The sequence below is a fragment of the Dysgonomonas sp. 37-18 genome (assembly GCF_001899125.1).
Taxonomy (GTDB): Bacteria; Bacteroidota; Bacteroidia; order Bacteroidales; family Dysgonomonadaceae; genus Dysgonomonas.
In genome coordinates this window covers 62,599-77,073 of record NZ_MKVC01000030.1, presented here as the reverse complement: position 1 = coordinate 77,073, position 14,475 = coordinate 62,599, and the positions used below count along the sequence as shown (strand labels likewise).

The 14,475-nt window shown below is 38.9% G+C and carries 11 protein-coding genes; 4 read left to right on the top strand and 7 right to left on the bottom strand.

The window, feature by feature from the left end; all coding sequences use genetic code 11:
* Positions 1-23 precede the first annotated feature (23 nt).
* Positions 24-3,713 carry a phosphoribosylformylglycinamidine synthase gene (gene purL / locus BGO84_RS11190; protein ID WP_291029259.1) on the bottom strand — a complete coding sequence of 1,230 codons (3,690 nt, stop codon included), beginning with the start codon at positions 3,711-3,713 and terminating at the stop codon, positions 24-26.
* Positions 3,714-4,266: 553 nt separating this feature from the next.
* Between purL and BGO84_RS11185 the strand changes: the two genes are divergently transcribed.
* From BGO84_RS11185 to dprA, 3 genes are read left to right on the top strand one after another with little or no spacing between them, the layout of a single operon-like run.
* Positions 4,267-5,586 (top strand): UDP-glucose/GDP-mannose dehydrogenase family protein, encoded by a 1,320-nt coding sequence (locus tag BGO84_RS11185; protein WP_291029257.1) that lies wholly within the window; start codon positions 4,267-4,269, stop codon positions 5,584-5,586.
* A 5-nt stretch (positions 5,587-5,591) separates the two neighbouring features.
* Positions 5,592-6,263 (top strand): ABC transporter ATP-binding protein, encoded by a 672-nt coding sequence (locus BGO84_RS11180; protein WP_252639209.1) that lies wholly within the window; start codon positions 5,592-5,594, stop codon positions 6,261-6,263.
* Positions 6,264-6,267: 4 nt separating this feature from the next.
* The gene (gene dprA / locus BGO84_RS11175; protein ID WP_291029255.1) at positions 6,268-7,389 is read left to right on the top strand and encodes a DNA-processing protein DprA; all 1,122 of its coding nucleotides are present in this window, start codon (positions 6,268-6,270) and stop codon (positions 7,387-7,389) included.
* On the opposite strand, the gene BGO84_RS11170 is transcribed toward dprA, so the two are convergent.
* Genes BGO84_RS11170 through BGO84_RS11155 form a run of 4 tightly spaced genes read right to left on the bottom strand, consistent with a single transcriptional unit; the run spans position 7,390 to position 10,619 of the window.
* The gene (locus BGO84_RS11170; RefSeq protein ID WP_291029253.1) at positions 7,390-8,343 is read right to left on the bottom strand and encodes a M20/M25/M40 family metallo-hydrolase; all 954 of its coding nucleotides are present in this window, start codon (positions 8,341-8,343) and stop codon (positions 7,390-7,392) included.
* 3 nt (positions 8,344-8,346) lie between these two features.
* Positions 8,347-9,348, bottom strand: a complete 1,002-nt coding sequence (locus BGO84_RS11165) for a M20/M25/M40 family metallo-hydrolase (RefSeq protein WP_291029251.1) — start codon at positions 9,346-9,348, stop codon at positions 8,347-8,349.
* Between the two features lies 1 nt (position 9,349).
* On the bottom strand, positions 9,350-9,766 hold the full coding sequence (locus BGO84_RS11160; protein ID WP_006842252.1) for a DUF1634 domain-containing protein: 417 nt from the start codon (positions 9,764-9,766) through the stop codon (positions 9,350-9,352).
* Between the two features lie 4 nt (positions 9,767-9,770).
* A complete protein-coding gene (locus tag BGO84_RS11155; RefSeq protein WP_135103670.1) occupies positions 9,771-10,619 on the bottom strand; it encodes a sulfite exporter TauE/SafE family protein in 849 nt (282 codons plus the stop codon).
* Positions 10,620-10,791: 172 nt separating this feature from the next.
* Between BGO84_RS11155 and BGO84_RS11150 the strand changes: the two genes are divergently transcribed.
* The gene (locus BGO84_RS11150) at positions 10,792-11,328 is read left to right on the top strand and encodes a glutathione peroxidase (protein WP_291029248.1); all 537 of its coding nucleotides are present in this window, start codon (positions 10,792-10,794) and stop codon (positions 11,326-11,328) included.
* A gap of 122 nt (positions 11,329-11,450) precedes the next feature.
* Here the strand turns inward: BGO84_RS11150 and BGO84_RS11145 are convergent, their stop codons facing one another.
* Both BGO84_RS11145 and BGO84_RS11140 read right to left on the bottom strand, forming a co-directional pair.
* A complete protein-coding gene (locus BGO84_RS11145; protein WP_283686807.1) occupies positions 11,451-11,858 on the bottom strand; it encodes a hypothetical protein in 408 nt (135 codons plus the stop codon).
* Between the two features lie 35 nt (positions 11,859-11,893).
* Complete coding sequence (locus BGO84_RS11140) at positions 11,894-14,416, bottom strand: T9SS type A sorting domain-containing protein (protein ID WP_291029246.1); 2,523 nt, start codon at positions 14,414-14,416, stop codon at positions 11,894-11,896.
* Between the last annotated feature and the right edge of the window lie 59 nt (positions 14,417-14,475).

Sequence of the window (14,475 nt, the reverse complement as noted above, 5' to 3'; positions counted from 1 at the left end):
CTCTATCAATTTATTTTATAAGTTTACTTCTTTACGGTTTTCACCCACTCTCTTGCATTTACAAATGCTTCTATCCAAGGAGTAAAATCATCTCTACGATGTTCGAATGGCAGATATGCACATTGCCAAGGGAACAAAGAGCGTTCAAGGTGAGGCATAATAGCCAAGTGACGCCCATCCTTAGAAACAACACCTGCAATATCATAATCAGAACCATTAGGGTTGCCCGGATATTCGCTGTAAATATATTTAGCTATAACATTGTATTCCGATTCAGCCTTTGGCATCGAGAAACGTCCTTCACCATGCGCTACCCATATACCAAGCTTACTGCCCGATAGAGAACCAAACATTACCGATTCGTTTTGTGGAACTTCTACGCTCACATAAGTAGATTCAAACTTATGAGAAGCATTATGTTCCATCTTAGGTTTCACATCATGGTCTGGATATACCAGCCCAAGCTCCATCATCAACTGACAACCGTTGCACACACCAAGACTCAATGTATCTTCACGTTGGTAATACTTGCGAAGAGTTTCTTTCGCTTTTTCGTTGTACATGAAGCTTCCTGCCCAACCTTTAGCCGAACCAAGTACATCCGAATTAGAAAAGCCTCCGCAGAATACAATCAGATTGATATCCTCAAGCGTTTCTCTACCAGAAGCTAAGTCTGTCATATGTACGTCTTTCACATCAAACCCTGCAAGATACAAGGAATATGCCATCTCACGCTCTCCATTAGTACCTTTCTCTCTGATAATGGCCGCTTTTAGTCCGGTAGGATTTACTCTGTCCGGATCGATACCAAACTGAGCAAATTTGCCTGTAAAAGATGGATTATAGTTAAACTGTAATGGCTGATTTTTATAGTTTTGGAAACGCTCTGCGGCTAGTTTCTCTCCGCTTTGCTTTTTATCGAGCAAGTATGAAGATTCGAACCATACGTCACGCAGCTCGTCTATATCAAATTCTTGAACAAATGCATCTTTCTGAATTACCAGTTTTCTCTCCTCTATTGGTCTGGCAATAATAGCAAAACCAATACCATAATCATCAAGGATTTTTTCTACCAGATGATGATGTTTTACCTGAATAAGAATACCCGGATTTTCGGAGAACAATACTTTTATTATATCTGCATGATGCAGCTTATCTAAGCGAGATTCAAGACCTCCCTGAGGATTTGCAAAACACATTTCAAGCATTGCTGTAACAAGACCTCCGGCTGAGATATCATGTCCTGCAAGTATCAATCCCCTGTCTATTAACTCCTGAACAGCGTTAAATGCATTTTTGAAGTATTCAGTATCCTGAACGGTTGGCACTTCCTCTCCTAGCTTATTCATAGTCTGAGCAAAAGCCGAACCTCCAAGCTTGAAGGTATCGAAAGAGAAATCTATATAATAGAGGTATGTTCCCTTTATGTATGCCAATACAGGCGAAACAATCTTGCGTATATTCTTTACTTCACCTGCTGCCGAAATGATCACAGTACCCGGTGAATATACTTTTTCGTCTCCGTATTTCTGAGTCATCGAAAGAGAGTCCTTACCTGTAGGGATATTTACTCCCAGTTCGCAAGCAAACTCAGAGCATGCTTCTACAGCTTTGTATAAGCGTGCATCTTCTCCCGGATTTTTGCAAGGCCACATCCAGTTAGCACTCAAAGAAATACCCTTCAACCCATCTTCGATAGGTGCAAATATTATATTTGTAAGCGATTCGGCAATAGCAAGCACCGAACCTGCCGCCGGGTCTATCATCGCAGCCTGGGGCGCATGTCCTATAGATGTTGCAATCCCTGCTTTTCCTTTATAGTCTAAAGCCACAGCTCCAAGATCACTCAGTGGCAACTGAATTTCTCCTTGCGTTTGCTGGCGGGCAACTTTACCTGTCACCGAACGGTCAACCTTGTTTGTCAACCAGTCTTTACAAGCAACAGCCTCTAACTGTAGCACGTTCTTTATATAGTCTTCCAGTCTTGAGAGATCATATTCCGGATTCGTATATTCTTCTTCAAGCGTATCGTCGCGCATTATTGTTTTAGGCGCTTTACCAAAAAAGTCTTCCAGCTTCAAGTCTATCGGACGTTTTCCGTCAGCCTGTTCAAACACCAACTTCATATCGTTAGTAGTTTCACCTACTACGTACATCGGTGAACGCTCACGCTGAGCGATTCGTTCTATTTTGTCTACAGCTTCTTCGGGGATAAGCAAGCCCATACGTTCCTGACTTTCATTTCCTACAATCTCTTTCGAAGATAAAGTAGGGTCTCCCACAGGTAATTTAGATACATCTATCTTTCCTCCGGTAGCTTCTATCAGTTCCGATAAGCAATTTAAATGCCCCCCTGCTCCATGATCGTGAATAGAAACGATCGGATTATCTTTCGATTCTGCTAAAGCACGAATAACATTAGCTGCACGCTTTTGCATTTCGGGATTTGCACGCTGTACGGCGTTCAGTTCTATTCCGCTTGAGTACTGACCTGTATCAACAGACGAAACAGCTCCACCGCCCATACCGATACGGTAATTATCACCTCCCAGTATTACTACCTTTTCTCCGGGTTTAGGTTCACCTTTGAGCGCATCGCGCTTATTGGCGTATCCTATTCCTCCGGCTAGCATAATTACTTTATCGAAAGCAAATTTCTTTCTATTTTCTTCATGCTCGAATGTAAGTAATGACCCACAAATGAGCGGTTGACCAAATTTATTACCGAAATCAGAAGCTCCGTTAGACGCTTTTATTAGTATCTCCTCCGGGGTCTGATATAGCCAAGGTCTTTCTTCAATTGCTTCCTCCCATGCTTTTCCTTTTTTGGTTCTTGGGTAAGAAGTCATGTAAACAGCTGTTCCTGCAATAGGCAAGGAAGCTTTACCTCCGCCCAGACGGTCACGTATTTCTCCTCCCGAGCCGGTAGCCGCACCATTGAACGGTTCTACGGTTGTAGGGAAGTTATGAGTCTCAGCTTTCAGAGAGATAACCGATTTGATCGGTGTTACCTCAAAATAACTTGGCTTGTCACCTTCTGTAGGAGCAAACTGTTCTATTTGAGGCCCCATATTGAAGGCTACATTATCTTTATATGCTGAAACTAATTTGTTCGGATTGGTTTGAGATGTCTTTTTTATCAGTTTAAATAAAGAACTTTCTTTTTCTTCACCATCAATGATAAATGTTCCATTAAATATTTTGTGGCGGCAATGCTCTGAATTCACCTGAGAGAATCCAAAAACCTCGCTATCTGTCAACTTGCGCCCCAATCGTTGACTTACACTGTTCAGATATTCAACCTCATCTTCGCTTAAGGCTAAACCTTCCTGTTGGTTATATGCTTCGATATCATCGATCTCTATAATAGGTTCCGGCGTCTTATCTATTGTAAAAATACGCTGATTAAGTCCATTGTATATACGTTGGAGCATAGAATCATGCTCTGCATCGGTACCTGCGACAGGAAAAAATTCTTCGATACGCACGATTCCCTCTATTCCCATATTCTGGGTAATTTCCACAGCATTTGTGCTCCATGGGGTTATCATCTCGCGGCGGGGACCAACAAAAAAGCCTGAAACTTCATCAGAATCAAGCATAGTTGCACCACTGAATGCCCATGTAAGGCGTTGGATAAAATCATCGTTGAGGGTGGAGCTTGTTTGAACAGCAATAATGTTCCCGGAAGGGGTTTGAAAGAAAGAAACCATATTTTTATTTCAAGTTAATGATTGACTTATAATAGGCATACAAAGGTAATGAAAAGTGACAATATATAGAAAGAAAAAGGAAAAATAGCAAACGCCTTTTATTACAGCTTTATAATATACATATTAACCCTTTGCAACAAAGCGAAGTCTTAATAACAGAACCTTAAAACGAAGACGATTCTATGCAAACTTAGCGTTTAACTTCGGAATAAAATGGGCTATTAAAGACGATTATCGCTTGACATTTGGTTTAGGTTCATACATCGGTATGGATATTATGGGATTAATAGCAGGGACTGATAGTCGGTACGGGAAAGATATTACTCGGAATAGAACACAACAATTATCAGTTTGCTCTCAATTACCACCACGGTTTATATAATATTGTATATGACCAATATCCTTTATACAACAGAGCCCTAAAGCTGAGTGTTACATATTTCTTTTAACAGACAGAGCCAAATATAGATTTAAGATAAAAGATTAATACTATATTTGTATTTCAAAATTAAGCACTACAAATATTTAGTTATTTATAATATTTAATTCAGGCATGAAAATCGCGATTGTTGGTACAGGTTATGTAGGTCTCGTCACGGGAACCTGCTTTGCTGAAATGGGAACAGAAGTTTTTTGCATTGATATCGATCAGAACAAGATAGATAAACTAAAGAATGGTATCATTCCTATTTTCGAGCCGGGACTTGACGAAATGGTAGAACGCAATCATAAAGCGGGACGCCTAAATTTCACGACCGAGCTTAGCTCTATCCTCAACGAGGTTGATATTGTATTCTCAGCAGTAGGCACACCTCCCGATGAAGATGGAAGTGCAGACCTGAAATATGTGCTTGATGTAGCACGTACTATTGGACAAGAACTAAACAAATATATGGTTATTGTAACCAAAAGTACAGTACCTGTAGGCACAGCCAAGCTGATAAAGAAAACCATTCAGGAAGAATTAGACAAAAGAGGTTTAACGGATCTGAAATTCGATGTGGCTTCAAATCCTGAATTCTTAAAAGAAGGTGCAGCCATTACAGATTTTATGCAACCCGACCGTGTTGTGGTTGGCATTGAGTCTGACCAAGCCAAGCAATTAATGGAAAGACTATACAAACCTTTCACATTGAACAACTACCGCATTATATATACCGATATTCCTTCGGCCGAGATGATAAAATATGCAGCGAATGCTATGTTGGCTACCCGAATCAGTTTTATGAACGATATTGCTAATATGTGCGAAATTGTAGGTGCTGACATCAATATGGTACGAAAAGGAATCGGAGCAGATGTGCGCATCGGTTCTAAGTTTTTATATGCCGGATGCGGATATGGTGGAAGCTGCTTTCCAAAAGATGTAAAAGCACTTATCCATACAGCTGAAAATCTAGGCTATGAAATGAAAATCCTCGAAGCGGTTGAAGAAGTAAATGAGTTTCAGAAGAAAATTCTCTTCGAGAAACTAATGAAATACTATGATAACGATATAAAAGGAAAAACTATTGCCGTATGGGGACTAGCATTTAAACCAAAAACGGATGATATGCGTGAAGCGCCATCGCTGGTTATCATTGATAAGATTTTAGAAGCAGGAGGAAAAGTTAAGGCTTATGACCCTGTAGCAATGGAAGAGGCTAAACGAATTCTAGGCGACAGTATTACATACGCAAAAGATATCTACGATGCTACATTAGAAGCGGATGCGATATTAATGGTTACCGAATGGAACGAGTTCCGCTTGCCTACATGGGAAGTAATAAAGAAAACCATGAAGAAACCTGTCGTTTTTGATGGAAGAAATATATACAACAAACAAGAGATGAACGAAATAGGATTTGACTATTTCGGTATTGGTATAAAATAAAACAAATGATTACTGTAGAAGGAATAACTAAAAGTTTTGGCTCGCTTAAAGTTCTCAAAGGCATAGATCTTCATGTAGAAAAAGGGGAGATAATATCGATTGTAGGTGCTAGTGGAGCCGGAAAAACGACCCTTCTGCAAATTATAGGGACACTGGATAAGGCTGACAGCGGTACAGTACACATTAATGGGCAAAAACTGAACTCACTGAGAGATAGCCAACTGTCTGATTTCAGAAACAAAAACATTGGATTTGTATTTCAGTTCCATCAGCTTTTACCCGAATTTACAGCGCTGGAAAATGTAATGATCCCTGCACTGATAGGAAAAGTTAAGGATTCTCAGGCAAAGCAAAAGGCAAAAGAATTACTCGACATGCTGGGCTTAGCCGATAGACTTGGGCATAAACCAAATGAACTATCGGGAGGCGAAAAGCAACGTGTTGCTGTAGCACGTGCCTTAATTAATAATCCCGCGATTATCTTGGCTGATGAGCCGTCGGGTAGCCTCGACACTGAGAATAAAGAAGAACTACATCAATTATTTTTTAAGCTTCGCGATACATTAGGACAAACATTCATTATAGTAACTCACGACGAAAATCTGGCTTCTATAACAGACAGAACCGTACATATGAAAGATGGTCAGATCTTTGACCCTTTAAAAGAATCTATTTAAAGAAATGAACCTTTCCTCTGATAAACGTATTTATCAGATTGCCCTCACCCTCATTCCGGGAGTAGGTGATATTACTGCTCGCAATCTCCTACAGATTATGGGTGACGAGGAAGCTATATTCAAAACAAATAGAAAAACTCTGATCTCAAAAACAGGGATCTCACATAAGCTGGTTGATGGCATACTTAATCCGGAGGTTCTTATAAAAGCAGAAAAAGAACTCTCTTTTATAGAGAAGAACAAGCTCAAAACCTACTTCATCAATCAGACAGACTACCCTAAACGACTAAAAGAGTGCGCAGACGCTCCTGTCTTATTTTATTTTGAGGGAGATGTCGATTTCAACACAGAGAAGGTAATAAGCATAGTAGGAACAAGAAACTCCACAAATTATGGCAATAGTTTTTGTGATACTTTTCTGGAAGAAATTGCACACCTGCTACCTAATACCCTTATTGTAAGCGGACTTGCTTACGGAATAGATATTAATGCACATAGAGCCGCTCTGAAACATAATTTGCCTACAATCGGTATACTGGCTCATGGCTTAGATAGAATATACCCGCATGTACACAAGCAAATAGCTCGAGAAATGGTCGCTAAAGGAGGGTTGCTTTCTGAGTTCCCAAGCAATACAGAACCCGACCGATACAATTTTGTAAAAAGAAACCGGATAGTAGCAGGCATTGCCGATACTGTTATTGTTGTTGAGTCTGACGTAAAAGGGGGTTCGTTGATTACGGCGGAAATTGCGAATTCATATTGTAAAGATGTGTTTGCCGTTCCGGGAAAAATGACTGACAAATATTCTCAAGGGTGTAACAAGCTTATCTCGTCACACAAAGCCGATCTATTCCGATCAACAGAATATTTCCTGCAACAAATGGGTTGGGATAACGAACCGCCCAAAAAGAAGAAAGCACCCATTCAACAAAGTCTTTTCTCCATATTGACAGATGATGAGCAAACCATCGTTAATAAATTGTCAGAAAAAGAATCTATACATATTGATCAGTTAGCCAGAGAGCTTGGTGTTCCGGCATACTCACTGTTTTCTACATTACTGGAGATGGAAATGAAAGGAATGATAAGAACGCTCCCAGGAAATTTATACACGATATCTTAACTAGAAATCCTTCAGATTAGCCATATTCCACAAATTAAGATAGGTGGCTTTAGTAACATTTACAACTTTCTCATAATTAATTTTATCGGCATGATCGGTCGGCTTATGGTAATCTTCATGCAAATCGGTATTGTAAAATATAACAGGTATCTTCCTCATCGAAAAAGGAATATGATCGCTTCCTCCCGGAGAATCATCCATAGAACGAAAATCGGGAACCAAATTTAAATTATATGCGGCAATATCGTTCTGTAACCATTCTTTAAATACAGGTTTCTCAGGAGAGAAAAAACATGCTACATAATTATAATCAGCCTCCGTCTTATTTCTACCAATCATATCGCAATTGATATAGCCTCTTATTTTAGGAGCTGTGAGTAAAGGAAAAGTTATGTTCTTGGAGTAATCTTCAACAAAATAAGATGAACCCAATAAGCCCAATTCCTCGCCATCCCACAACGCAAAAATTACAGTGCGCAATGGTTTTTCGCCCGAAGCCAAAAAGGCTTCTGCTATCTGCAAAATCGCCGATGTTCCCGAAGCATTATCATCAGCTCCGTTGTATATGCTATCATTCGTTTTGTTTGCTTTTACACCTATATGATCGTAATGCGCACCAACTATCACAACCTCATCCTGATACTTTCCGGGGATATACCCCAGTACGTTGCGCATCTTTAGGGAAGGATAGCGATCACTTTCGAAAGGTTGATAATAAGTATCTCTCCAAGGCTTAACACCTACTTTTTGAAGTGTACTTTTTATATATTCTGAGGCCTTCAGCCCTCCTGATTCGCCGGCTTTACGCCCCTCTAAACTATCACTAGCCAAAACCCCTATATACTCCTTTGCCTTTTGCAAAGTTATTTCTGCCAGACCTTTTTCTTTAGGTGTTTGTGCAAATAAAGAAAATGGCATAAAAAAGAGTGCGACAAGGATAAGTTTCAGCCTCATAATTTAATATGTTTTTAAGTTTGCTAAATTCCAGAGGTTAAGATAAGCAGCTTTCGTTATTTCGACAAGTTTATCCCAATTTATTTTATCGGCAAGATCGCTCGGTTGATGATAATCGGGATGTCCGTCTGTATGATACCAAATCACAGGAACATCTCTTTTTGCGAATGAAGCATTGTCACTACCGCCAATAGGCTTATCCCAAGGGCGATAATTAGGCTCCAAACCTAGTCCGTATGTCTTAATATCACTCTTCAGCCATTCTCCAAACTGAGGGTGTGCTTCGGTATAGAAATACACGACATACTTTGGTTTCTGCTCGTCATTGTTGCGTCCAATCATATCAAAATTAACATATCCTTTAATATCTGATGCGAAAGGGCATGTTTGCATAAAATACTCCGAGCCTAACAGCCCCAGCTCTTCACCATCCCATAGTGCAAAAATAATTGTACGCTCGGGCTTTTCTCCACTCGCAAGAAAAGCTTTCGCTATTTGCAATACAGCAGAAACTCCCGAAGCATTATCATCGGCTCCATTATATATCTTATCCCCATCGAGGACTTCATCCATACCTAAGTGATCGTAATGAGCACCCATTACAACATATTCATTCTTATTTTCACCTTCAATATAGCCCAATACATTCCTTAATTCTAACTTACGATGAGCCGGAAGTTGACTATACTTCTGAATAGAATCGGGATGAACAGAAAAACGCACTCTTTTTTGTCTCTCGGGACTATATGCTTCAAAAGGCTGGAAATAAGAATCCTCATTCAGAGGTTTAAGCCCCATATCTTGCAATACAGACTTCAAATATTCTCCGGCAACACGTCCACCATGCCTACCAGCCTCTCTGCCTTCTACTGCATCGCTTGCCAGAAAGCCAATATATGCTTTTGCGCTTTCTTTATTAATTGTTTCAAAACCTTTCTCTTTCGTTGACTGAGAAAATAAAGAAATAGATATAAATAATAAAAAAGGAAATATTGTGTTCTTCATATCAATGTAATCCTAAAACCATATTGGCTACAATAATTAATAAAACGACGATGGTTATCGCCACGTACATATAATCTTTCTCAATAAGAAAACCTATCACCGAAAATGCTACACGCAAAATAGGCGTGGCAATGAGTACACAAACGCCTAATTGTATGATGGCTGCACCATCAAACTCTAATACCCGGGGAATAATCGTTGACAACTCTCGTAGATATTGAGAGACTCCCGGAAAGGGCTGATCATCTGGTGTAGGTTTATAATGCTCGATAGGCAAACCGTGATTTTGGAATAAATAGATCAGACCTCCAAATACGGTAATACCACAAGCTAACATAACTCCATATCGCAGCAACTTACCAATAAGAAGCTCCATGTCTCTTTCTTCCCAAAACTCTTTAGAAAAAACTTTCTTCATCTTATTACATTTTACCGGTTAAAGCATTATAAATCATAGAAACAGCCAAGAAGAAAATGACAACACTAAATAGCAGTCTTAAATTTCTTACATTTGCTTTAGGTAGTATTTTAGAGCCAAAGAATGCACCCAAAAGGACTCCCACAACAATAGGCATAGCTAATCCCGGATCGATATATCCTCGTTGAAAGTAGATCACAGCGCTGGCAGCAGCTGTTACACCAACCATGAAATTACTGGTTGTTGTAGATACCTTGAAAGGAATTTTCATTGCCGTATCCATAGCCAATACCTTCAGTGATCCTGAGCCAATACCAAGCAGCCCTGACAAAACACCCGCAACCGTCATCAGAGAATACCCTCCGATTACATTATGAACATTATATTTTTCTACCTTCCCATCTTTGGTTGGGTAAGAACCATTTAGTTTCAACTTTTCGCCCAACTTATCCCCCGGAGCAGAGTAATCGATGCCATCTTCTTTCTTTGACACAGAACGTATCGCAGAAAAAATAAGAACAACACCTAAAATTATAGCGATATACATCTTATCAAGATACATAGCTACAATTGCACCTGCAACAGCTCCCGTCGTTGTTGCTATTTCGAGAAACATACCAATGCGCACGTTGGTTATCCCTTCTTTTATATATGCCGCGGCCGCTCCTGAAGATGTGGCAATAGATGTAACCAATGCAGCTCCTACTGCATATCTGATATCTACACCAAATCCAAGGGTTAAGATAGGGATTACAATTACACCTCCTCCTAAACCTGTAAGCGAACCTATAAATCCGGCAAAACACGCCCCGATAAATAAAACCAGGGAAAATATCTCTAAATTAAAATCCATATTATTTTGTTTTGACGCCGTAAAGGTAATCTTTTTAGAAAAGATACAACGAAACACAGCTTCAAATACTATTAAATATAATGAAGATGTAGCACATGTATTCTATATTTATTAACAAAACATTCTGCATATACTAGTTGTTTTAATTACAGTCACTAAATAATAATACAAGATGAAACATTTAATTTTAACAACTCTATTCAGTATAATTTCTACAGTTATGATAGCGCAAGTATCCTTATATGATTTTAAAGTAAAAGATATTGACGGTAAAGATTTTGATCTTTCAAGCCTAAAAGGTAAAAAGGTTTTGGTGGTAAATGTTGCGTCTAAATGTGGGCTTACTCCTCAATATAACAAGTTACAAGATCTTTACGAAAAATATAAAGACAAGAACTTTGTCGTAATAGGTTTTCCTGCTAATAATTTTAATGGTCAAGAGCCCGGTACAAATGAAGAAATAAAAACATTCTGTACACTCAACTATAATGTATCGTTCCCTATGATGAGCAAAATAGACGTAGTAGGTGACAACAAAGCACCACTCTACAAATGGCTGACAGAGAAATCACAGAACGGTAAAATGGATGCAGAGGTACAATGGAATTTTCAGAAATTTATGATTGATGAGAATGGTCAACTTGTAGATTTTGTCGCTCCACGAGAAGATCCTTTTTGTGATAAAATCATAAATTGGATAGAAAAGTAATTTTTATTGATATAAACATACAAAAGTCCCATTTATCTTACGACGAATGGGACTTTCATGCTATTAGTATAGGAGAATATTGATTAACACTCTCCTATTTTATCTTTATAGACTTGTATGCATTAAAGATTGTTTCTTCTTTTTGAAGTCGTAACTCCTCTATAAGCGAAATAAATAACTAACGCAAATAGAATTATAGGAAGTGTAATATCTCCTATTGGAGCTGCTTCTCCTACTTGACCCGGGTCTGTTACTTCACCTCCTTGTCCGGGCAAGTCCGGATCTGTCCCCCAGTCTGTAAGAGCTCTTGTACCACCTACTTTATTTAGTGTTGTAGCCATCGAAGAATTATCTGTCCTGCTTGCAATTGATAAATTCTCAATCTTTGATAAAGTTACGGCAGAAGGAGACTTGCTGGATATTACTTGCGCATCCATCGCATCCGTCTCTGCAGCATTTATTGAAATCGTTGGTATAGAGAGCCCAAAGCATGTTATCAAAAACACAAATATCACTAGTTTTGTTTTCATTTGTTATATTTTTCGTACGTCTGTGTTCTAAAAAGCTAGTTGTGTAAGTTCACAACTTTTGTTGTAAAAGTTCTGTTTCCTGCTATTTTTACTATGTATGTTCCTAAGTTTAATGTTTTAGAATATTCCATTGATGGATAGTCATTTTTACCTACTCTGGTTTTTCCCATCAATCGTCCTTGCATATCATAAATCAACACATCGCTATTCACATCTTTCTCATTCAAGCCGGAAATATGCAATACCGGTTCATTGTAATAGCAGGTTATTTCGGTAGTTTCGTCTTCTAAAATATCTTTAGTTTCGAAAAAGCGTAATATAAATCGATTTTCATCTACACTTTTCAGATCAGACGGCCCTGAAGAATAATTGTAAGATGTACCAGGTGTCAATTTCACTGTTTTATTATTCTGGTAACGGTCTATCAACCAAACATCCTGAACAGATGTAACATTCTCCAAGTTGTAAAAATTCAAAGACATTGTCTGTTGTGTAGCCGGAGGAGTTACATACAATGCTAACTCTTTAATATTTAGCGGAACTACATTTCCTAACATATTTACACCGTCACTCGATTTTGTGTAGATAAAAGTAGAACCTTCTTCAGGATATATCTTATCACTTTCATTTGGTACAGTAATCGACTTAGAGAAATTCTTCGGCGTATCCAGATTGTCATCACTTGTCATTTTTGCGTTATCACGCAGTACTATTGCAGTTCTATCAGCCGCCTTATCCGCAGAGCTGGCAACTTCAACCACAAAGAAGTCTGATAATAGATTCGATGTAGCACCACTTTTCAAATATCGTGTTGTTCCAAATGTTCTTAAAGCAGGGCTTAAAGAAATATCAAAACTTTTGTTAGCCTGTACAATAAACATTTGCATAGGGGCAATTAAGAATTGTAGAGGATCTACAATATTCCTGCCTGGGTCTGCCGGATCAGCCGATCCACCTGTTACAGTAACTCCATCTGTACTGATATAATCATAGCTAACCTGCATATGATATAGCTTATCACTATTGTCATATCTGATCAAACCATTATTTACAATCCAATATTTAGACCTCAACACATTTTTTGTAGTTTCATTTTTAGCAGATGTATTTACATCTTGCCCAAAGTATTGCGACACATCCAAAACGCCGGCACTTAAATCTGTGCCAAGTGAAGTTCCTTTGATATCATATCCTAATAACGGATTCAAACTGATTGGCGCCATGAAGGGGTTCCCTAAGAAGTTAAGTCCTTGCTCCAGAGTCACTGTTACAGCATCCGTTTTAAACTTTTCAGTTTCGAGCAATTCGATCCTATCTCTTCCAAAATCAGGCCAATCCCCTAAACCCTTCCAACCTCCTGATTTTGTACCTGCCAAATCCGGTGAAAAGCGAGCAAAGCCCATTAAATAATCGGTAGATTCTGGATTAGGAACTCCACCGGTAATTGTATTACCACTTATTTTAGTGAAGTGATATCTCATCAGTCGGCGATTGAATTCAAAACCTCCTCTTGCTCTATTGGCAGATTTGACGTTCAAAGCAGCCCATCTATCATCAACATTCTTACTTCCGTAATCCGTCACATCCATACTCATAAAGTACCCGTATCCGGCTTTCATCTTGTATAGAGGATCTAGAATCGTTCCTTGATTAGAAGTCAGACTATTTTTGTTTGGTTTCATAAATACATGATAAAACAAATAGTCTGTACCCATTTCTTCAAATGGTGGAGTAAACCCTGTCAAGTAATTCCATACTTTCCCGTTTACTGTCTTACGGAGTGTATTAGCTCCGGTAGCAGCCTCATGAGTCGAAGAATTTATAGCTCCATCATCCTCACTGGTACCATTATATTTGTAATATGTTAAATTTACCTGACTATATCCGGGAAGGTCTGAACCGGTATCACTTACGATAAGTGCCTGTCCCAGATTCATTTTTTGCGTAATCGTAGCATCATAGCCTCCCTCTACAACAAACCTATTACCTCCCAAAACATTAGAACCATTGAGTGGTGATAATAATTTATTCACGACAACGGCAGCAGATGTATCAACAGCCACAAATCCTACCAATCGAGGATCAGCAGCATTAATATCTGTTACTGTTTTATCAACATGCAACGTCGGGAAAGCTATATAATTGTATTTTTTTTGAGAACCTTTGTTAGCTAAAAGACTTGGAGACCTTTTAATCGTTTGTTTATTATCCTTACCAACAAAAGCTACCACACCGCTGCTCGTATTGGGGTCTTTAAACAGATGCGCATACTCACCGCCAACATCAGCACCATTACCTTGAACTCCGGGATCTTTTCCATTAATAAAATCCCCGGTCAACTCTGTACGGCCATTCTGAATTATGCCTGAACCATCAGCAAACTCAGCAGAACCTTTAACATACAAAGTTGTTGACTTAGACTGCGTTCCATCAGTCTCACTTCCGTACTTAACGTACATTTTACCCTTCGAGTAAAACACGACATCTGGCGAAGTAGATTGCCCTTTTATAAGTAAAGGCAAGAAGAGTAGTACAACTAATCCTAATCGAAATTTCATTATTGTAGTTTTAATAAAGTCAGTAATAGTCTAATAAAAGTCTGTAACGGTCAAGCAGT